Origin of the sequence: Streptomyces sp. NPDC018031 (assembly GCF_044327625.1) — a bacterium.
GTDB lineage: Bacteria > Actinomycetota > Actinomycetes > Streptomycetales > Streptomycetaceae > Streptomyces.
In genome coordinates this window covers 44835-64852 of sequence record NZ_JBIRFT010000012.1, presented here as the reverse complement: position 1 = coordinate 64852, position 20018 = coordinate 44835, and the positions used below count along the sequence as shown (strand labels likewise).

The 20018-nt window shown below is 73.5% G+C and carries 19 protein-coding genes; 8 read left to right on the top strand and 11 right to left on the bottom strand.

Going from position 1 to position 20018, the window contains the following annotated elements; all coding sequences use genetic code 11:
* Positions 1 to 211 precede the first annotated feature (211 nt).
* A complete protein-coding gene (locus ACH4B3_RS24120; RefSeq protein WP_398465909.1) occupies positions 212 to 1054 on the bottom strand; it encodes an endonuclease I family protein in 843 nt (280 codons plus the stop codon).
* A gap of 386 nt (positions 1055 to 1440) precedes the next feature.
* On the opposite strand from ACH4B3_RS24120, the gene ACH4B3_RS24115 reads away from it, so the two are divergent.
* Positions 1441 to 1671, top strand: coding sequence for a hypothetical protein (locus ACH4B3_RS24115; protein WP_398465908.1), 231 nt, complete (start codon positions 1441 to 1443; stop codon positions 1669 to 1671).
* 244 nt (positions 1672 to 1915) lie between these two features.
* On the opposite strand, the gene ACH4B3_RS24110 is transcribed toward ACH4B3_RS24115, so the two are convergent.
* Together ACH4B3_RS24110 and ACH4B3_RS24105 are read right to left on the bottom strand one after the other, a co-directional pair.
* Positions 1916 to 3322 (bottom strand): Gfo/Idh/MocA family protein, encoded by a 1407-nt coding sequence (locus tag ACH4B3_RS24110; protein WP_398465906.1) that lies wholly within the window; start codon positions 3320 to 3322, stop codon positions 1916 to 1918.
* A 214-nt stretch (positions 3323 to 3536) separates the two neighbouring features.
* Positions 3537 to 3995, bottom strand: coding sequence for a MarR family transcriptional regulator (locus ACH4B3_RS24105; protein WP_398465904.1), 459 nt, complete (start codon positions 3993 to 3995; stop codon positions 3537 to 3539).
* Positions 3996 to 4103: 108 nt separating this feature from the next.
* Between ACH4B3_RS24105 and ACH4B3_RS24100 the strand changes: the two genes are divergently transcribed.
* Positions 4104 to 5942, top strand: a complete 1839-nt coding sequence (locus ACH4B3_RS24100) for an ABC transporter ATP-binding protein (RefSeq protein ID WP_398465902.1) — start codon at positions 4104 to 4106, stop codon at positions 5940 to 5942.
* A gap of 51 nt (positions 5943 to 5993) precedes the next feature.
* Here ACH4B3_RS24100 and ACH4B3_RS24095 read toward each other — a convergent pair whose 3' ends face one another.
* Complete coding sequence (locus ACH4B3_RS24095; RefSeq protein WP_398465900.1) at positions 5994 to 6617, bottom strand: TetR/AcrR family transcriptional regulator; 624 nt, start codon at positions 6615 to 6617, stop codon at positions 5994 to 5996.
* A 97-nt stretch (positions 6618 to 6714) separates the two neighbouring features.
* Between ACH4B3_RS24095 and ACH4B3_RS24090 the strand changes: the two genes are divergently transcribed.
* Complete coding sequence (locus ACH4B3_RS24090; RefSeq protein WP_398465898.1) at positions 6715 to 7197, top strand: SRPBCC family protein; 483 nt, start codon at positions 6715 to 6717, stop codon at positions 7195 to 7197.
* Positions 7198 to 7335: 138 nt separating this feature from the next.
* Here ACH4B3_RS24090 and ACH4B3_RS24085 read toward each other — a convergent pair whose 3' ends face one another.
* A complete protein-coding gene (locus ACH4B3_RS24085) occupies positions 7336 to 8514 on the bottom strand; it encodes a CaiB/BaiF CoA transferase family protein (protein WP_398465896.1) in 1179 nt (392 codons plus the stop codon).
* A gap of 186 nt (positions 8515 to 8700) precedes the next feature.
* Positions 8701 to 9708, bottom strand: coding sequence for a hydroxyacid dehydrogenase (locus tag ACH4B3_RS24080; protein ID WP_398465894.1), 1008 nt, complete (start codon positions 9706 to 9708; stop codon positions 8701 to 8703).
* Positions 9709 to 9982: 274 nt separating this feature from the next.
* Between ACH4B3_RS24080 and ACH4B3_RS24075 the strand changes: the two genes are divergently transcribed.
* Both ACH4B3_RS24075 and ACH4B3_RS24070 read left to right on the top strand, forming a co-directional pair.
* Positions 9983 to 10990: an aldo/keto reductase gene (locus tag ACH4B3_RS24075; RefSeq protein WP_398465892.1), complete on the top strand. Its 1008-nt coding sequence runs from the start codon at positions 9983 to 9985 to the stop codon at positions 10988 to 10990.
* A gap of 104 nt (positions 10991 to 11094) precedes the next feature.
* Positions 11095 to 12258: a CobW family GTP-binding protein gene (locus ACH4B3_RS24070; RefSeq protein ID WP_398465890.1), complete on the top strand. Its 1164-nt coding sequence runs from the start codon at positions 11095 to 11097 to the stop codon at positions 12256 to 12258.
* 101 nt (positions 12259 to 12359) lie between these two features.
* Here ACH4B3_RS24070 and ACH4B3_RS24065 read toward each other — a convergent pair whose 3' ends face one another.
* The 3 genes from ACH4B3_RS24065 to ACH4B3_RS24055 form a co-directional block, all read right to left on the bottom strand.
* On the bottom strand, positions 12360 to 12746 hold the full coding sequence (locus ACH4B3_RS24065; protein ID WP_398465888.1) for a VOC family protein: 387 nt from the start codon (positions 12744 to 12746) through the stop codon (positions 12360 to 12362).
* A gap of 205 nt (positions 12747 to 12951) precedes the next feature.
* Entirely contained in the window at positions 12952 to 13581 is a 630-nt protein-coding gene (locus tag ACH4B3_RS24060; protein WP_398465886.1) for an alpha-ketoglutarate-dependent dioxygenase AlkB, read from the bottom strand.
* A gap of 143 nt (positions 13582 to 13724) precedes the next feature.
* Positions 13725 to 15329: an MFS transporter gene (locus ACH4B3_RS24055; protein WP_398465884.1), complete on the bottom strand. Its 1605-nt coding sequence runs from the start codon at positions 15327 to 15329 to the stop codon at positions 13725 to 13727.
* Between the two features lie 61 nt (positions 15330 to 15390).
* Between ACH4B3_RS24055 and ACH4B3_RS24050 the strand changes: the two genes are divergently transcribed.
* On the top strand, positions 15391 to 16404 hold the full coding sequence (locus tag ACH4B3_RS24050; protein ID WP_398465882.1) for a helix-turn-helix transcriptional regulator: 1014 nt from the start codon (positions 15391 to 15393) through the stop codon (positions 16402 to 16404).
* 147 nt (positions 16405 to 16551) lie between these two features.
* Positions 16552 to 17850: an MFS transporter gene (locus ACH4B3_RS24045; RefSeq protein ID WP_398465880.1), complete on the top strand. Its 1299-nt coding sequence runs from the start codon at positions 16552 to 16554 to the stop codon at positions 17848 to 17850.
* A 72-nt stretch (positions 17851 to 17922) separates the two neighbouring features.
* Here the strand turns inward: ACH4B3_RS24045 and ACH4B3_RS24040 are convergent, their stop codons facing one another.
* Positions 17923 to 18288, bottom strand: a complete 366-nt coding sequence (locus ACH4B3_RS24040; RefSeq protein ID WP_398465878.1) for an STAS domain-containing protein — start codon at positions 18286 to 18288, stop codon at positions 17923 to 17925.
* Between the two features lie 197 nt (positions 18289 to 18485).
* Here ACH4B3_RS24040 and ACH4B3_RS24035 point away from each other — a divergent pair, with 197 nt between their 5' ends.
* Complete coding sequence (locus tag ACH4B3_RS24035; protein ID WP_398465876.1) at positions 18486 to 18932, top strand: ATP-binding protein; 447 nt, start codon at positions 18486 to 18488, stop codon at positions 18930 to 18932.
* Positions 18933 to 18963: 31 nt separating this feature from the next.
* Here the strand turns inward: ACH4B3_RS24035 and ACH4B3_RS24030 are convergent, their stop codons facing one another.
* Positions 18964 to 20016: a YihY/virulence factor BrkB family protein gene (locus ACH4B3_RS24030; RefSeq protein ID WP_398465874.1), complete on the bottom strand. Its 1053-nt coding sequence runs from the start codon at positions 20014 to 20016 to the stop codon at positions 18964 to 18966.
* Positions 20017 to 20018 lie beyond the last annotated feature (2 nt).

The following is a 20018-nucleotide window of genomic DNA, read 5'->3' as shown; positions in this document are numbered from 1 at the left end:
TCGTCAGGACTCGGGTGCGGTCTTGACGGTCCACCTTGTCGTAAGGGACGCCCTGTCCGGAGGGGCCAAGGCGTCCCGAGGTCTCGGTCTGGGTGGCCGGCGTGACGCAGGCAGCCGGGTGCCGGCGGTGGCGTTGACCGTGCGGAGCTTCCTGTCCGAGACGGACCCCCGCGGCCCGGCCCCCGGGAGGAGTCCCCGATGGGGGAGTGGGCTACTTCCAGATCTCGTTGACCCATTCGGGGTGGTCGATGAACGGGTTCCGGTTGTGCTGGTACTGGTCGAAGATGACCTGGTTGCGCTTGCTCTCGAAGTCGTCCGGTGGGTCTTCGTCGTTCCACTTCTTCAGTACCGACAGACGGCCGATGTGCGGAGCGCTCCCGTTGCCGACCTGGTCGTTGGGTTCGAGGTCCGGGAAGCCGTCGTCGCCGTCGTAGCGGACGGCCATGTAGAGGATCATGCGGGCGACGTCGCCCTTGACCGCGTCCCGTGGTTCGAAGGAGTCATCGTCGGTGTAGTTGCCCGGCGCCTCCTGGAGCTCGTCGCCGCCGGCGTCGAAGTCCTTACTGCCGCGGGTGCTGTTGACCGTCAGATCGGTGGGGCGTAGGTGGTGGATGTCGGTGCCGGGGCCGGTGGCGGTGCCGAAGTCTCCATGGGACTTGGCCCACACGTGCTCGCGGTTCCAGTCGTCGTCCCCGGTCCCGTTGGACTCCTTGCTCTGCGACCGGCCGGTGTACAGCAGGATCACGTTCGCCGGGTTGCTCGGGTCTTCGTCGGTGACCTTCAGGGCCTCCCACACGTCGTCGTAGGAGAGCTTGGTCTGGTCGCTGATGATGGTGTGCAGGGCCTGCTTCAGCTCCGGCCCGGTCTTGCCGATGGCGTCCCTGTAGTACGTGTCGTCATACGCACCCGTCCCAGCGGGCGTGCGGTCAGCCACAGGGGCCGGGGAGGGAGATCCGGTGGCGATCGCGGTGGCCGGGGCGGTAAGCCCGCCGATCGCCGCCACCACGGCGATCACGGACAGCGGCTTCCCATGATGTGCACGGAAGACGGACATATGTGGGGGGTGTCCTCTCTCCACAGCCGGCGCGCACCCCTCGCCATCGCGATCGAAGCGGCGGGCACGCGAAGTGACGGTCACTCGAACACCCGGAGCATGACACGATCCGCACGGTACGACGTGTACATGTCGCAACCATCGTGTGACGACCCCGTGCCCGGCAAGCCGCGTCCGCCTGTGCCGACGCCCCGCGACGGGTCTCCGCCGTTCCGCCACCCGGCCTCAGCCGACCGGAAGAGCGACGAGGGCCCGGCCGGGTGGCTGCTCTCGGACGCCTGGCCTTCCACCCCACCCAGGCCTTCGGTCTGGGTGGGAGAAGACCGCGATCCGGTACGTGAACACCGCACGGTGCCGCTGGGCCAGGCCGCTGAACAGCGGCTTCGATGACCTTCGGGGTCCCTCGCACCACCCCGTCGACCCGCCCGTCGGTGACCGCCCTGGGACCGCCGGACCGCGGCATGTCGCCCAGCCCGGGGCCCTGGGTGCTGCTCTACCGCCAGGGCGGTTGGAACCGACTCCTCCACAGCCGGCGCATCGACTGGGCCACCGAGCCGTTGCGGGCCTTCAAGGCGAGGATGTGGGCGCGATCGCGGGCGATACCGGCGCTGAGGTAGAGGTGGCGGATCGCCCGGGCCACCGCTCGTGCCAGGTCTGCCGCCAAGTCGCGGGCCTTCGAGATTCGCAGCAATTCGCCCCGCCGATCCAACGATCGGCGGGGCGAAGCAGACGGCCCGAATCAACCGACGGCAGCCCGGACGCGGCGCGGGGCCGGACGTCGGGAGCCGGGCCCGGTGCGGCCCGCGCGCCGGTCGCCGGCCGGCCCCGCTTCCGCGGCAGCCGGCCGGCCCCGTCCCCGCGTCAGCCGGCGGGCCTTGCGGAGTCCACCCCGGGCCGCTCCTTGCGCCACAGCCCCCGGGTGAAGTCCGGGATCTCCTGCGGGGCGCCCTTCGCCTTGATCGACAGATGGCTCAGCGGCACCGGGGCGGTCCAGGTCGCGGCGTCGTAGACGTCGAAGTCGGGCACCAGCCCCAGCCGCATGCACTGGACCAGGCGGAACAGCATGATGTAGTCCATGCCGCCGTGGCCGCCGGGCGGGTTGCTGTGCTCCTTCCACAGCCAGTGGTCCCACTGCGCGTAGGCCCCGAAGTCGCCCCAGGTGTCGTCGTTCATCTCCGGCTCCAGATAGATCCGGGCCGGATAGTCCTCGAAGACGCCCTTGGTGCCGCCCAGGGCGTTGAGACGGCTGTAGGGGTGCGGGTTGGACACGGCGTGCTCCAGCCGGATCACCCGGCCCTTCGCCGTCTGCACCAGACTGATCGACATGTCGCTCTCGATGTAGGTCTCCTTCCAGCTCGGGTGGCCGGGCGGCATGTGCTGCTCGCGGTAGGCGGCCAGGCCGAGCGCGGGGGAGCCGAACGTGGAGATCCGCACCGCGCGGTCCCCGCGGTTGACGTCCATGTAGTTGGCCACCGGGCCGAACCCGTGGTTGGGGTACAGGTCGCCCTTGAGCCGGGTGTGCCACAGGCGGCGCCAGGGGCCCTCGTAGTAGTCCGGGTCGAACATCAGCCCGCGCAGGTCGTGGATGTACGCGCCGGCGCCGTGCAGCAGGTCGCCGAAGAGCCCGGCGTGCGCCATCCGCAGCACGCGCATCTCGTTCCTGCCGTAGCAGCAGTTCTCCAGTTGCAGGCAGTGGCGCCGGGTCCGCTCCGAGACGTCGACCAGCTCCCACAGCTGGCCCAGTTCGAGGGCGAGCGGACACTCCACGCCGACGTGCTTGCCGTGCGTCATGGCGGTCCGGCACATCTCGAAGTGCCAGTCCCAGGGCGTGGCGACGTAGACGAAGTCCACGTCCCCGCGTTCGCAGAGCTTCACGAAGTCGTGCTCGCCCTTGGTGTAGACGGCCGGGGCGGGCTGTCCGGCGGCGGTGACCTTGGCCGCGGCGGCCGCGGTCTTCTCCCGGACCGGGTCGCACAGCGCGGTGACCCGCACCCCGGGCAGCGCCAGGAACAGGTCGATCATGCTGCCGCCGCGCTGGCCGAGACCGATGATGCCCACGCGTACCGTCTCGCGCCGTTCGAAGGGCACGCCGATCATGGTGGCGCCCTGCCGCGGGGGAGCGGCGGGGGCCGCCGGGGCGGTGCGGGGGCCCGGCGCGGCGGCGGCGGTCTCCGAGCCGAGCGCGCCCAGGCCGATCCCGGCTCCGGCGGCGCTCGCGCCCCACAGCACGGAACGGCGGCTCGGCTGCTGCGGTGTTGCCTCGTGCATCGATCCTCCCGGGAAGACTGACGTATCCGGCCGGTGGTGATTCGACGTCAGACCCTGACGGGTGGGGCCGAGGGGGCACAAGAGAGCCGTTTGGACTCTCGTCACGAATGGTTGGACGGAACCGCGGTTCCGCCCGCGGTTCCGGTGGTGTCAGCAGGCGCCCGGGTCGCCGGCAGGTGCCTGTGGTGTCGGCAGGTGCCCGGTGCGTCTGACGTCAGCAGGCGCCCGGGTCGCCGGCCAGCGCGTCCAGCAGTCCGCCCAGCAGCAGTCGCTGCTCCCCGGTGAGCGGCGCCAGGACGTCCTCGGCGGCGGCCCGGCGGGCGTCCCGCAGGGCACGCAGGGTCTCCCGGCCGGTGTCGGTCAGCTCGATGCGGATCACCCGGCGGTTGGCCGGATCCGGCTCCCGGCGCACCGAGCCGTGCTGCTCCAGGGCGTCCACCAGCGTGGTGACCGCGCGCGGGACGACCTCCAGCCGCTGGGCGAGGTCCGCCATCCGCGGCGGCCGGCCGTCGCCGTCGAGGTGGGCGACGGTCCGCAGCAGCCGTGCCTGGGCCGGCGTGACACCCAGTGGTTCGAGGTACCGGCGCTGGGCGCGGTGGAGCCGGCGGGTCAGGCGGAGCAGCTGTTCGGCGAGGTGGCCGGAGGCGTCGGCGGCCGGGGCGGGCGAGGACATGACCCGACTCTATCAGGACCACGTTCATTGTGAGTATAGGTAACAATGAGCTAGGCTCGTCAGGACCGCCATCCGCCTATCCGCCGCCCGCCGACCCGGAAGGGGCCCATGCATCACGACGGACCCGAGTGGACCCCGCCGCCCGCCGACTCCGAACAACCGGCCCAGCTGCGCCGGATCCTGCGCCTGTTCCGTCCCTACCGCGGCCGGCTGGCCCTGGTCGGGCTGCTGGTCGCCGCCGCCTCGCTGGTCTCGGTGGCCTCACCGTTCCTGCTCCGCGAGATCCTGGACACCGCCATCCCGCAGGGCCGCACCGGGCTGCTGAGCCTGCTCGCCCTCGGCATGATCGCGGCCGCCGTGCTGGGCGGTGTGTTCGGTGTGGTGCAGACCCTGATCTCCACCACCGTCGGACAGCGGGTGATGCACGACCTGCGTACCGCGGTGTACGACCGCCTGCAACGCATGCCGCTGGCCTTCTTCACCCGGACCCGCACCGGCGAGGTGCAGTCCCGGATCGCCAACGACATCGGCGGCATGCAGGCCACCGTCACCTCCACCGCCACCTCGCTGGTCTCCAATCTGACCAGTGTGGTCGCCACCGTCGTCGCGATGCTCGCCCTGGACTGGCGGCTCACCGTCGTCTCGCTGCTCCTGCTGCCGCTGTTCGTGTGGATCAGCCGCCGGGTCGGACAGGAGCGGAAGAAGATCACCTCGCAGCGGCAGAAGCAGATGGCGGCGATGTCGGCCATGGTCACCGAGTCGCTGTCGGTGAGCGGCATCCTGCTCGGCCGGACCATGGGCCGCTCCGACTCGCTCACCGAGGCGTTCGCCCGGGAGTCGGACCGGCTGGTCGGGCTGGAGGTGCGCGCCAGCATGGCGGGCCGCTGGCGGATGGCCACCATCGGCGTGGTGATGGCGGCGATGCCCGCCCTCATCTACTGGACCGCGGGGCTGGCCCTGCAGGCCGGTGGCCCCGCCGTCTCCCTCGGCACCCTGGTCGCCTTCGTCTCGCTCCAGCAGGGGCTGTTCCGGCCGACCGTGAGCCTGCTCTCCACCGGAGTGCAGATGCAGACCAGCCTCGCCCTGTTCCAGCGCATCTTCGAGTACCTCGACATGCCGGTGGACATCACCGAACCCGCGGAGCCGGTCCGGCTGGCGAAGATCCGCGGTGAGGTCCGCTTCGAGAACGTCGACTTCGCCTACGATCCGGGCGCGACCGGGGTGCGCCCCACCCTCGGCGGCATCGACCTGACCGTCCCGGCGGGCGGCAGCCTCGCCGTCGTCGGCCCCACCGGGTCCGGCAAGAGCACGCTGGGCCACCTGGTGCCGCGGCTGTACGACGTGACCGGCGGCCGGGTCCTGCTCGACGGCGTCGACGTGCGCGACCTGGACTTCGACTCCCTCGCCCGCGGTGTCGGAGTGGTCTCCCAGGAGACCTACCTCTTCCACGCGTCGGTCGCCGACAACCTGCGGTTCGCCAAGCCCGACGCGACCGAGGAGGAGATCGTCGAGGCGGCCCGGGCGGCCCAGATACACGACCACATCGCCTCGCTGCCCGACGGCTACGACACCCTCGTCGGCGAGCGCGGCCACCGCTTCTCCGGCGGCGAGAAGCAGCGGCTGGCCATCGCCCGGACCATCCTGCGCGACCCGCCGGTCCTCATCCTCGACGAGGCCACCAGCGCTCTGGACACCCGTACCGAACACGCCGTCCAGCAGGCCATCGACGCCCTCTCGGCGGGCCGGACCACCATCACCATCGCGCACCGGCTCTCCACGGTGCGCCAGGCCGACCGGATCGTCGTGCTGGACGGCGGCCGGATCGCCGAACAGGGCACCCACGACGAGCTGCTGCGCCGGGGCGGGCGCTACGCCGCCCTGGTGCGGCGCGACGCCCGCGGCGTGTCGGCGGCCGATCCGCTGCGCGCCCCCGACCCCGTCGGGTGACCCCTCCGGCGGCGGTCCGGCCGCCGCCTCGGTCCCGGTCCGGCCGCGGCCTCAGTCCCGGCCCGGCGCCTGCGGGGCCGGGCCGCCGGGGTGCGGGGCGAGCAGTTCCGCGGCGCACTCCGCCACCAGGTCCTCGGCGTGCGGCGGGAGCGGCGTGCCCGGTCCCAGGTGCCGGCGCACCAGGGAGAGGGGCAGCTCGATGACGGCGAGGGCGACCCGCTCGGCGTCCTTGGGCCGGTGCGCGCCCAGCGCGCTGCCGAGCGCGGCGACGGAGTCCAGCACTCGCTGATTGCCCCGGTCCGCCCGCTCGCGGTGCTCCTCGGACCAGGTGGCGCGGCCGAAGTTCCGGGCGCCGTGCAGCAGCAGGGCGGCTTCCTCGGGGTGGGCCCGGCTCCAGGCGACGACGTGCCGCGCCGCCGCGCACCCGGCCCGCAGCGGGTCCGGCTCGGCCTCCAGGGCCCGGAAGTAGCCTCCCTGGAACCGCTCGACGGTGCGCAGCCACACCTCGGCGAGGAGTGCCGGACGGCCCGGGAAGCGGTGGTACACCGAGCCGCTCGGGGCGCCGACCTCGGTCGCCACGGCGGACATCGTCACCCCGGCCGGTCCGGCCGCCGCGCCCAGCCGCACGGCGGCGTCGAGCAGCTGGTCGATGTCGAACCGGGCGGGTCTGGCCATGGAGTGGAGGGTACCCGGGACAGTATTGGAGGCACTCCTCTAGAATATTGGAGAGAAGCCTCTGGAATGATGCCGGAACAACGCGGAGGAGACCGACATGGCCGTCCACAACGTGCACGAGCGCCTGCTGGCCGCGACGGCCGGCCGGGTGGGCGCGCTGCTCGACTCGCTGTCGGGCGACGACGACCGGCTCTGGCCGCACCACGGCTGGCCGCCCATGCGCTTCGACCGCCCGCTGGGCGAAGGCGCGGTCGGCGGCCACGGACCGGTCCGCTACACCGTCACCGCCTACACCCCCGCCACCCGGGTGCGTTTCACCTTCACCGGCCCGCGCGGCTTCGACGGGTTCCACGAGTTCACCGTCCTCGCCGTGGACGAGGGGCACACCCTGCTCCGCCACACCCTGGCCATGCGCGCCCGGGGCCCGGCCCGCCTCGGCTGGCCGCTGGTCTGGCGCCCGCTGCACGACGCGTGCCTGGAGGAGAGCCTGGACCGGGCCGAACTGGCCTGCACCGGCGCGGTGGCCCGGCCGGCGGTTCGCGGCCGGTACGTGACGCTGCTGCGCCGGCTCGTCCGCTGAGCCCCGCGACCCGCCCGCGCCCGCGCCGCATCACCGGGGAATGCGGCGCGGGCGCGCGGTGACACACGCGCCCGGCCCGGTCCGGCCGCCCCTCCGGCGCCGGTGGCGCCATGACCTGACGTGGCGCCACGGGCTTGTTCAGCTTCCGTTGGGACCGTCACCGCGCTGCGGCGCGCGCCCCGGCCCGCCGAACTCCGCGCGGATCGCCTCGGTGTGCTCGCCCAGGCCCGGCACCGGCCGCATCGGCGCCTGCCGCCCGCGCACCTCGACCGGCGGCAGCAGACCGCGCAGCGGCCCCACCGGCGAGCCGAAGTCCTGCCACCGGTCGCGCGCCGCGAGCTGCGGGTGGTCGGCGAACTCACCGACCGTCCGCAGCCGCGCACTGGCGATCCCCACCCCGTCCAGCAGCGCGATCAGCCCGTCCGCGGTGTGCCCGGCGAAACACTCCTCCAGGACCCGGGTCAGCTCCTCGTCGTGCGCGTGCCGCAGCGGGTTCTCCGCGAACCGCGGGTCCCGGGCCAGCTCCGGGCGGCGCAGCACCCGCTCGCACAGGGCCACCCACTCGCGGTCGTTCTGCACGCTGAGGAAGACCCGGGCGCCGTCCCCGCAGCGGTACGCCCCGTACGGGGAGATCGACGGGTGCCGGGCGCCGCTGCGCCGGACCGGAGCGCCCCCGTAGGCCTGCGTGTAGTACGGGTGGCCCATCCACTCGCCGAGCGCGTCGAGCAGGGAGACCGACAGCGCCGACCCCCGTCCGGTGCGGGTGCGTTCGTACAGCGCGGAGAGGATGCCGCTGTAGGCGTACATGCCGCCCGCGATGTCGGCGATCGAGATGCCGGCGCGGGCCGGCGCCTCGGGCCCCCCGGTGATGGACACCAGGCCGGTCTCGCACTGCACCAGCAGGTCGTAGGCCTTCTTGTCGCGGTACGGGCCGGTGGCGCCGTAGCCGGTTATCGCGCAGGTGATCAGCCGCGGGTGGCGGGCGCGCAGCGCCTCGGCGCCGAGCCCGAGCCGCTCGCAGGCGCCCGGCCGGAGGTTCTGCACGAACACGTCGGCCCGGGCGAGGACCGCGTCCAGCAGCGCCCGGTCCGCGTCCCGGCGCAGATCGAGCACGACGCTCTCCTTGCCCCGGTTGACCCACACGAAGTAGGCCGACATGCCCTTGACCGTACGGTCGTAGTCCCGGGCGAAGTCACCGCCGCCGGGGCGCTCCACCTTGATCACCCGCGCGCCGAGGTCGGCGAGCTGGCGGGTGGCGTAGGGGGCGGCGACGGCCTGCTCCAGGGCGACCACCGTGACACCGGTCAGCGGTTGCACGCCGCCTCCACGCCCGGCCGGCCGCCACGGGGGCGGACCGGTCCCGTTCGCCGGTGGACGTCGCCGTCCCGATGACCGTGGAAGGACCACACGGTGAGCTCCTCATGGTGCGATACGAGGCGGCCGGTCCGCTCAGCACGATCATGCCACCCCCGGTCAAGAGGGCCGCCGGCCCCGCCCGCCCGGTCAGGCGATCCGGTCCAGATCGCCGGGCAGCACCCGGTGCCGCAGCGGTTCCCCGGCCACCAGCCGCTCCACCTCCTCGGTCACCGCGAGCCCCAGCCGCCGCAGCTCGTTGCCGAGCGCCCCCGCGATGTGCGGGGTGAGCAGCACGTTGGGCAGCCGGTACAGCGGCGATCCGGCGGGCAGCGGCTCGGGGTCGGTGACGTCGAGCACCGCCGAGAGGCGGCCGGACTCCAGTTCCCGGGTGAGCGCGGCGGTGTCCACCAGCGCGCCGCGGGCGGTGTTCACCACGGCGGCGCCGTCCGGCAGCAGTGCCAGGCGGCGCGCGTCCAGCAGATGCCGGGTCTCCGGCAGCAGCGGCGCGTGCAGGCTCAGCACCTCGCTGGTGGCGACCAGTTCGTCCAGCGGCAGCGGGCGCACGCCGAGCCCGCGGGCCTCCGGCCGCGGCAGATGCGGGTCGTACACGGAGACCTCCACGTCGAACGGCCGCAGCAGTTCGATCACCCGCCGCCCGATCCGGGAGGCGCCCACGATCCCGACCCGGCGGCCCAGGTTCCCCAGCCGACCGGTCGCCGCGGGGTCCGGCAGCCGGTTTTCGGCCGCGTACGTCCCCCGCATCCGCAGCGCGTCCTTGCCGCACAGCAGGATCGCCGCGAGGGCGTACTCGGCGACCGGCAGCGCGTTGGCGCCGGCCGCCGAGCACACCACCAGCCCGCGGTCCCAGCACGCCTCGGTGACATGCGCCTTGACGCTGCCCGCGGCATGCAGCACGGTCCGCACCCTGGGCAGCCCGGCCAGCACCCCGGCGGTCAGCGGCGCGCAGCCCCAGCCGGTGATCACCAGCTCGGCCTCGGCCGGGTCCACCCCGTCCGCCGCCGCCGGGAGCGGTCCGGCCCGCCGGGGCACCCGCACCGACCCGGCCAGCCGGTCCAGCAGCGGGCCGGGGAACAGGCGCGGGAGGTGGACCGGGTCCATCAGGAACAGCGCGGCGGAGGGTTCGGGCACGGGCACTCCCGGGAGGCGATCGGTGCGGTGCTGCGGACGGGACCGCACCAGTCTCCCCGGGCCGCGGCGGTTCCGGGCGCGCGGGTGCGTGCCGCGCCGCTCCGGGCGCGGCACGGAGCGGCGAGCGCCGCCGGACGCCCCCGCGCGCGGCAGGGCGGGCGCGGCGCGCGGCCGGACGGGCCCGGTGCGGGCCGCGGCCGCCGGCAGACTGGTCCGGCGGGCCGCGGCAGCCGCGATCGCCCGCCCGCCCCGACCCCCAGCGACCCGAGGACGAACCCCCATGGTCCATCTCGCCGCGGACGACCGCTACGCCACCATGCGCTACCAGCGGTCCGGCCGCACCGGAGTGCTGCTGCCCCGGGTCTGCCTCGGCCTGTGGCACAACTTCGGCGACACCACCCCGCTGGCCACCCAGCGCGCCGTGCTCCGCCGCGCCTTCGACCTGGGCGTCACCCACTTCGACCTGGCCAACAACTACGGCCCGCCGAACGGCAGCGCCGAGGCGAACTTCGGCAGGCTCTACAGCCAGGACTTCCGCCCGTACCGCGACGAGCTGTTCGTCGCCACCAAGGCCGGGTACGGCATGTGGCCCGGGCCGTACGGGGAATGGGGCTCCCGCCAGTACCTGCTGTCCAGCCTCGACCAGTCGCTGGCCCGGATGGAACTCGACCACGTCGACGTCTTCTACTCGCACCGGTTCGACCCCGGGACCCCGCTGGAGGAGACCATGGGGGCGCTGGACACCGCGGTACGCCAGGGCAAGGCGCGGTACGCGGGCCTGTCCAACTACCCGCCGGAGGCGATCGGCCGGGCCGCGGCCATCCTCGCCGAGCTGCGCACCCCCTACCTGGTCAACCAGCACCCCTACTCGCTGCTGCAGCGCGAGGTGGAGGCCGGGGTGCTCGCCGCCACCGAGGCGGCGGGCGCCGGGTTCATCGCCTTCTCCCCCCTCGCCCAGGGCCAGTTGACCGACCGCTACCTGGGCGGGGTGCCCGACTGCTCCCGGATGGCCCTGGACAACTTCCTCAAGCGCGAGGTGCTCACCGAGCGGCGGCTCGACCTTCTGCGCGCGCTCGACAAACTGGCCCGCGACCGCGGACAGACCCTCGCCCAGCTCGCCCTCGCCTGGGTGCTGCGCGACCCCCGGGTGACCTCCGTGCTCATCGGCGCCAGCGGTGTCGCGCAGCTGGAGCAGAACGTCGGGGTGCTCGGCTCGCCACCCCTCACCGACGCCGAGCTGGCCGAGGTCGACCGGGTCTCGGCGGCGGCCGGGATCAGCCCGCGCTGACCGGCCCGTGGGGCCGGCGGATTACCACGATGAGTTACGATCCGGAACCCGGGTTCCCCGTGATCCGTCACGGTGAGTCATGGTCCGTCACGGAAGGCAGCGTCTTGGCAGGGAATCGGATACCGGTCGTCCTCATCGCGGGATTCCTGGGCTCCGGCAAGACGACGGTGCTCAACCACCTGCTGCGGCGCAGCGGGGACACCAGGATCGGCGTCATCGTCAACGACTTCGGCAGCATCAACATCGACGCCCTGGCCGTCGCCGGGCAGGTCGACACCATGATCCCGATCGAGAACGGCTGCCTGTGCTGCGTGGCCGACGCCTCGGAGCTGGACGCGATGGTGGACCGGCTGGCCGATCCGGCCGCGCGCATCGACGTGATCGTGATCGAGGCCAGCGGTCTGGCGGAGCCGCAGAGCATGATCCGGATGCTGCTGGCCAGCGACGACGACCGCATCACCTACGGCGGCCTGGTCGAGGTGGTGGACGCCGCGGAGTTCGACGGCACCCGGGAGCGGCACCCGCAGCTCGACCGCCACGTCCGCGCCGCCGACGTGGTGGTGCTCAACAAGGCGGACCGGGTCGACGGTTCGACCCGGGGCCGGCTGCTGCGGACCCTGGGCGAACTCGCCCCCGGTATCCCGGTGGTGGCGGCCGAGCACGGACGGGTCGACCCCGACCTGCTGTTCGACGCGCCCGTGCGGCCGGCCGGCGAGGAGGTGTTCCGCCAGCTGTCCTTCGCCGACCTGTGCACCGAGGAGACCGGCCCCGCGCACGACCACGGCGGACACCTGCACGCCGGCTACGAGAGCGTCGAGTTCGCCGCGGACCGGCCGCTGCATCCACGGCGGTTCATGGAGTTCCTCGACTCCCGCCCCGCCGGCGTCTACCGGATCAAGGGCTTCGTCGACTTCGCCCCTACCGGGCGGGCGGAGAAGTTCTCGCTGCACGCGGTCGGCCGGTTCCTCCGCTTCCACCCCTCGGGCTGGTCCGACGGGGAGGCCCGCCGGACCCGGCTGGTGCTGATCGGCGCGGGGATCGACCCCGCGGTGCTGCGGGCGGAGCTGGCCGGCTGCGTCACGGCCGGGTCCGAGGAGGTGCCCGGGCACCTGATGGCCGGGGTGCTGCGCTACGTCGACCACGGCCTCCCGGAGGACGGCGCCGCGGACCCCGGGGTGCCCGACGGCGAGGTTCCCGACGATCGGGTCCCTGACGTCCAGGTCCCCGGCGTCCAGGTCCCCGGCGGCGAGGTCCGGCAGGCCGGCTGAGCGTCCCGCGACCGGGCCGGCCGGCGGCCCGGTCGCGTGGCCCGGCCCGGGGTGACGCCGGCCGGCCCGCGCCGGGGGCGGCTGCCGTCCGCCGCGGTGGATCAGGCGTCCTGCGGGTACCAGCGCAGCTCGACGGTGTTCCCGTCCGGGTCGCGCACATAGAGGGACTGGGCCGTGCCGCGGGCGCCGAAGCGCGGGCCGGGGCCGTCGACGACGTCGAAGGTGCCGGAGTCGACGACCTCCTGCCACTCCAGTGGCTCGACGACCAGGCAGATGTGGTCGACGTTGGTTCCGCGCGGGCCGTCCGCCGCCCGGACGAGGTCGATGATGGTCGTCGGGCTCACCCGTACCGAGGGGAAGGGCACCTTGCCCGCGCGCCACTCGTCGACCCGGACCGGCTCCAGCCCCAGCGGACCGCAGTAGAAGGCCAGGGAGCGCTCCACGTCGGTGACGTTGAGGACGAGGTGGTCGAAGGCGGTGACGCGCATGGCTACTCCAGGGCAGAGGTGGTTCGCCTGCGGCCGTCACGGCCCCAGGGGCTTACCGGTACGGCCGGGCCGCCGGGGTGGACCGGCCGTACCGCGTCGCCGTACGGCTTGATTGTTCCGCCCCAAGATCCATGAGTCCAATGCATGTTGTCCATGGAATCGATCGCAAACCGAGATTGGCTTCATGGCTCCGGCCGGAGCGCCGCTACGCCACTCCGGCCGGGCGGAACTGGATGCTGATCCGCGGCCCCACCGCCCGGGCGGTCTTCGGGACCGCGTGGTCCCAGGTGCGCTGCGTGGAACCGCCCATCACCACCAGGTCGCCGTGGCCGAGCGCCTGCCGCACCGTCGCCCCGCCGCCGTTCCGGGGGCGCAGCGCCAACTGCCGCGGATCCCCGACCGAGACGATCGCCACCATCGTGTCCTCGGTGCTGCCCCGGCCGATCCGGTCGCCGTGCCAGGCGACGCTGTCCCGGCCGTCCCGGTACAGGCAAAGGCCGGCGGTGCGGAACGGCTCCCCCAGTTCGTCGGCGTACCGGCGGCTGAGTTCGGCCCGCGCCCGGTGGAGCACCGGGTGGGGGAGCGGGTCGTCGGCCCGGTAGTAGGCCAGCAGCCGGGGGACCTCCACCACGCGGTCGTACATCCGGCGCTGCTCCTCCCGCCAGGGCACATGCCGGGCCAGGTGTTCGAACAGGGCGTCGGCGCCGGTCAGCCACCCGGGCAGGACATCGATCCAGGCACCCCGGCCGAGCTCGGTGCGCCGCAGGCCGTCCAGCGGGCGCAGTCCGACCTCCGCCTCCGCGTCGAACAGCGACGGCTGCAGATTGATGTCCATACCGCCAGCATAACCCGGTAATCGAACAGGTGAGCGAGATGGGGAGAGGGGTCGCGGACCCCCGGACGCCCCGGAGGCCCCCGGGCGTGCCGGTGCGCGTGCCCGTCGACCACGAGCACGCGCACCGGAACCGGGGACCCGGGTCAGCGGGTGAGAGCCGGCTCCCGGTCGCCCTCCGGGTGCCGCTGCCCGGCCGGGGCGCCGGCCGCGGGCCGGCCCTCCGCGGCGCCCGGACCGGACTCCGCCCCGGACCCCGCCCCGGACGCCGCCGCACGGGCGTCGGCGTCCCCGGCGCCTTCCGGGTGCTGCTGCGGGCGGGCCGGCAGAGCGGACATCAGGACGAGGACGGCGGCCAGGATCCCGGCCACCCACCACAGCGAGTGCTGGAACGCCTCGGCGAACGCCCGGCCGCGCTCACCCGGCCCGCCGGATGCCCGGCCCTCGTCGACGGCGCCGAGGAACACCACCGAGACCAGCGCGAGGCCGAGCGCGTTGCCCATCTGCTGAGTGGTGTTGATCAGACCGGACGCCGATCCGGCGTGCTCGCGCGGCACCTGGGAGAGCACCGCGTCGGTCAGCGGCGCGACGATCAGCCCCATGCCCGCGCCCATCACGACCAGCGGGAGGACCATCTGCCAGGAGGTGATCGCGGTGCCGTACCGGCCGGCCTCCCAGATGTAGAGCAGCAGCCCCGCGATCATCGTCAGCGCGCCGGCTTGGAGCACCTTGCGGCCGAAGCGCGGCACCAGCTTCTGCACCGACAGCCCGGCCGCCACCGAGACCGCGAGGGAGAACGGGATGCCGGTCGTGCCGGCCCGCAGGGCGCTCCAGCCCAGCCCGATCTGCATGTACAGCGTCCAGACCAGGAAGAAGATCCCGCAGGCGACCCCGAAGGCCAGCTGGACCGCGATCCCGGCGGCGAAGCTCCGCACCCGGAACAGCGCCAGCTCGATCAGCGGGGAGCCGTCCTTGCGGGTCTTGTGCCGTTCGTAGGCCACGAGCACGGCGAAGAGCGCGAGGCCGACGCCCATCGCCAGGTACCCCCACACCGGCCAGCCCAGCTCGTGACCGCGGGTCAGCGGATAGACCAGCAGCAGCAGCCCGGCGGTGACCAGGACCACCCCGACCAGGTCCAGCCGCAGGGCCCGGGGCGCCTTGGACTCGGTGATGTACGCGGCGCCCAGCAGCAGTCCGGCGATGCCCACCGGCAGGTTGATCAGGAAGATCGGCCGCCAGCCGAGGCCGAACAGGTCCCACTCGGTGAGCAGCGCACCGAGTATCGGGCCGGACACCGCGCCGAGCCCGACCACCGCCCCGAACAGGCCGAAGACCTTGCCCCGCTCGTGGGCCGGGAAGGTGGCGTGCACGATCGACAGGACCTGCGGCACCATGAGCGCCGCGGTGCCGCCCTGCAGGAACCGGGAGGCGATCAGCATCTCCGGGCCGGCGGCGAACCCGCACAGGGCGGAGGCCGCGGTGAATCCGGCGATGCCGACCAGGAAGAGCCGCTTGCGGCCGTAGATGTCGCCGAGCCTGCCGCCGGTGATCAGCCCGGCCGCGAAGGCCAGGGCGTACCCGGCGGTGATCCACTGGATCTCGCCGAACGAGGCTCCGGTGTCCTGCCGGATGCTGGGGATGGCGATGTTGACGATGGTGACGTCGACCAGGTCCATGAAGGCCGCGGTCATCACGATCGCCAGTGCGAACCAGCGGCGCCGGTCGCCGGGGGAGGGCTGTGCTGAAGTCATGCCGGGACACTAAACCCGATGTAGGTCGGATCGTGTCCTAGATGGACGGCATGCTGGAGTCATGACGGACACCCCGGTACGGCTGCTGACCCTCCTCTCCCTCCTGCAGACCCCGCGCGAATGGCCGGGCGGCGAGCTCGCCGAGCGCCTCGGCGTGAGCAGGCGCACCGTGCGGCGCGACATCGAGCGGCTGCGCGAACTCGGCTATCCGGTGCAGGCCACCATGGGCGCCGACGGCGGCTACCGCCTGATGGCGGGCAAGGCGATGCCGCCGCTGGTCCTCGACGACGATGAGGCGGTGGCCATCGCCGTCGGCCTGCGGGCGGGCGCCGGCCACGCCATCGAGGGTGTCGAGGAAGCCGCGGTCCGCGCCCTGGCCAAGCTGGAACAGGTGCTGCCGTCCCGGCTGCGGCACCGGGTCTCCACCCTCCAGGCCGCGACCGTCCCGCTGGCGATGGGCGGGGGCGGCGACTCCGCCACCGTGGACCCGCAGACCCTGACCGTGATGGCCGCGGCGGTCACCGGGCGGGAGAAGGTCCGGTTCCGCTACCGCGCCGGCGACGGCGCCGCCAGCCGGCGGCAGGCGGAGCCCTACCGGCTGGTGTCCACCGGCCGGCGCTGGTACCTGGTCGCGTACGACCTCGACCGGGAGGACTGGCGGACGTTCCGGATCGACCGGGTCGGCGATCCGGTCGCCACCGGAGCGCGGTTCACCCCGCGGGAGCTCCCGGCCGGGGGCGCCGCGGAGTACGTGGCCCGCGCGCTGTCCTGGCTCCAGCCGGAGCACCTGCTGGACGTCACCTTCCACGCGCCGGTGGAGCACGTGGCCGCCCGGCTGCCCCGCTCGCTCGGCACCCCGGAGCCGCTCGGCGAAGGCCGTTGCCGGCTGCGCACCACCTCGTCCGACTCGCTGGAGTGGCTGGCGTTCCGGTTCGCCATGATGGGCTGCGAGTTCCGGGTGCACGCGCCGGCCGCCCTCACCTCCCATCTGGACGCCCTGGGCGGGCGGCTGCTGCGGGCCGCGGCCGCGCCGGAAGCCGGGTCCCAGGGACCCCAGGGACCCCAGGAATCGTGAAGCAACCGTCAACAGTGCGGCCAGAACTATTCACTTGTCCCTCAGGGTGGGATCCGGCAGCGTTCTCCGGGGCGCACCGGAGCGGGGAGGCGGCACCCCGGGCCCCGCCGCGGCCGGCCCCTCCACGAGCACCCGGACGAACGGACCATGCGACCCGACTCCCCCTGGCGCACCGCCGACTTCCGCACCCTGTTCACCGCCACCGCCCTCAGCCACCTGGCCACCAGCGTCGGCTACGTCGCCGTCCCGCTCATCGCCGTGTCCGCCCTCGACGCGAGCCCCGGCCAGGTCGGGGCGCTCGCCACGCTGAGCACGGTCGCGTTCCTCCTCATCGGGCTGCCCGCCGGGGCGTGGGTGGACCGGATGCGGCACCGGCGGGTGCTCATCGCCGCGGACCTCACCCGGGCCGCGCTGTTCGCCTCCGTCCCGCTGGCCTGGTGGCTGGACGTACTGTCGCTCGGGCAGCTGTACGCCGTGGTGCTGCTCAACGGCTGCGCCACCGTCTTCTTCGACGTCGGATCGCAGAGCGCACTGCCCCGGCTGGTCGGCCGGGACGGGCTGGTGCGCGCCAACGCGGCCGTGGTCAGCCTGATGGCAGCCGGGAACGTGGCCGGACGGGGCGCCGGCGGCGGTCTGGTGCAACTGCTCACCGCGCCGGTGGCGGTGGTGTGCACCAGCCTCGGCTACCTGGCCTCGGCCCTCCGGCTCACCGCGATCGGCCGCACCCCGCCGCCCGAGCCGCCCGGCCCCGGGGCGGCCCCGGGGCTGGGGGCGCGGATAGCCGAAGGACTGCGGCACGTCCTCGGCGACCGGGAACTGCGCGCGCTCGCGCTCACCGCGGCCCTGACCAACCTCGGCCTCCAGATCGTCAACACGATGCTGCCGGTGCTGTTCGTCCGGGACCTGGGACTGCCCGCGGGGGCCCTGGGCCTGTTCTGGGCCGCGGGCGGCGCCGGCCTGCTGCTCGGGGCCCGCTGCGCCCGCCCGGTGGCCGGCCGCCTCGGCTACGGGCGGACCCTCGGCCTGGCCGGTCTGATCCTGGCGCCCGCCGGGCTGCTCGTCCCGCTGATCGACCGCGGCCCGTGGCTGTGGCTCGCCGGGGCCGGCTGGCTGCTCGCCATGTTCAAGACCGGCATGGACAACGTGCTGGGCGTGAGCCTGCGGCAGCGGATGACGCCGGACGCCCTCCTGGGCCGGATGAACGCCACCTTCCGCTTCCTGCTCACCGGCGCCATGGCCGTCGGTGCCGCCGCGGCCGGCCTGATCGGTGAACTCACCACCGTCCACCTCACCCTGTGGGTGGGCGGCTGCGTCATGGCGCTCGCCTTCCTGCCGGTCTTCCTCTCCCCGGTCCGCACCCGCCGTGAACTCCCCGGGGACCGGCCGGCCCCCGCCGCCGGGAGCCCCGCGACGAAGCCCGCCGAACGCGCCACGGAGCACCCCTGACCGAAGGCCGCCCGCTCCCGGGCCGCCCCCGCGTCGACGAGCCCGTTCCCCCGCGCGCCGCTTCGGACGGGGTCAGTTGCTCAGGGCCTGGCGGAGGGCGGGGTAGCAGGGGATGACGGTGTCGATGCCGACCAGCTGTATGACGCGCAGGACCGGCTCGCGCGGGCCGGCCAGGCGCAGCCAGCCCCGGGCGCCGGTGGCGGCGAGGTGGGCGGTGAGGAGGACGTTGATGCCGGTGGAGTCCATGAAGGTGACGCCGCTGAGATCGACCACGGTGCGTGGGGCGCACGCGTCGCCGGGCGGGAGCAGGGCATGGTTGAGATGGTCGCGGACGCTGTGGTCGATCTGACCGTGCAGGGCCACCACCCCGACGCCGTCGACGACGGAGCGGTCGACGGAAAGCCGGCTGGACGAGGCCGCGGCGTGGTCGTCTGCCACCGTTCCTCCATGTGCGCTCGATGGTTCGGAACAGGGGCGTGAACGTTGCCCGCCGCGAGGCGGCGGGGCAGGTATCGGTACCACCACCCCTACCCCGGTGCCCGGGAAACATGGGGGGCGTCTTTGCGGGTATACGCGCCCCTGTGATTGGGGGAACGCTAGTGGAGCCAGTGGAATCCGCCCGCGGTGAGGGCGTGATGCCGGACGGTGATGCGCTGCACGACACGGTTGCCTTGGACGGTGACGACGGCTGCATCGCGCAGGCCCGGCACCGCGCGACCGGCTTTCTCACCCGCGTTCAGGCCGAGCACGGGCTGCCGGTGTCCGCGCGCTCCATGGATCTGACCCAGCTGGTGGTCAGCGAGCTGGTCACCAACGCCCGCAAGTACGCCCCCGGCCCCCTGCTGCTGGAGCTGCGCATCGTCGGGGACCTGGTGGAGGTCGTCGTGTGGGACACCGGCCCCGTCCTGCCGGTTGCCCGGGCCGCCGACCCGGGGCGGGTCGGCCAGCACGGCCTGGAGATCGTCATGGCCGTCGCCCAGGGGTTCGAGGTCCAGCGCGAGCCGGTGGGCAAACGTGTCACGGCACGCCTCGCCCTGCTCGACGACCCCGGAGGAGACATCACCGGGCGCCGGCCCCAGTAGCGACGCCACCGCCGGGCGGGGGCCGCCGAGGTCAGAGTTTCCGGTCGTCGCGCGGCTCGACGTACGGTTCCTCCTCCGGAGGGTGTCCGGCCTCGATGGCCCGCCCGCGCTCCAGCTCGGCGTTGAACTCCAGGCCGAAGAGGATGGCGATGTTGGAGATCCACAGCCAGACCAGGAAGACGACGATCCCGGCCAGGCTGCCGTACGTCTTGTCGTAGCTGGCGAAGGTCGCCACGTACACCGCGAACGCGGCGGAGGCGACGATCCAGATGAGGACCGCGAACAGGCTTCCCGGGGTCACCCACCGGAAGCCCCGTCTGACGTTCGGCGAGGCCCAGTACAGGAGTGCGATGACCAGGGAGAACAGCAGGATCATCACCGGCCACTTGGCGTAGTTCCAGACGGTGACGGCGGTGCTGCCCACGCCCAGCACGTCACCGGCCCGGCTGGCCAGGGTTCCGGTGAACACCACGCCCACGGCGATGGCGGCCAGCAGGATCACCACCACGACGGTGATGCCGAACCGGACCGGCAGGGTCTTCCACACCGGGCGCCCCTCGCCGATGTCGTAGACGGCGTTCGACGCCCGCATGAACGCCGCGATGTAGCCCGATGCCGACCACAGGGCGATCACGATGCTGATCGCCAGCGCGATCCCCGCCTTGCCCTGGTTCTTCTCCAACTGCTCCAGCATCGTGTTGAGCGTGTCGCGCACGGCGCCGGGGGCCAGGCCCTCCAGGTTGTCGATCAGCGGCTTGATGCTCGACCGGCCCATGAGGCCCAGCAGGGAAACCAGGGCCAGCAGGGCGGGAACGATGGACAGCACCCCGTAGTAGGTGAGCGCCGCGGCCCAGTCGGTGAGGTTGTCCTCCTTGAACTCCTTCACGGTCCGCTTGCACGCGTCCCGCCAGGAAGCCTTCGGCAGGTCCGTGGGCCCTTCCGGTGGCTTGCCGTCCTGGCCGCGGGAACCCTCCGGGCCGCCGCGCGTCGCTCCCCGACGGGTGTCCTCGTCAGCCTGACCGCCGGGACGGCCGCGGTCCTCCCGGGACGCGCCCGGCTCGTCGTCTGCGTCATGCTGTGCCATGG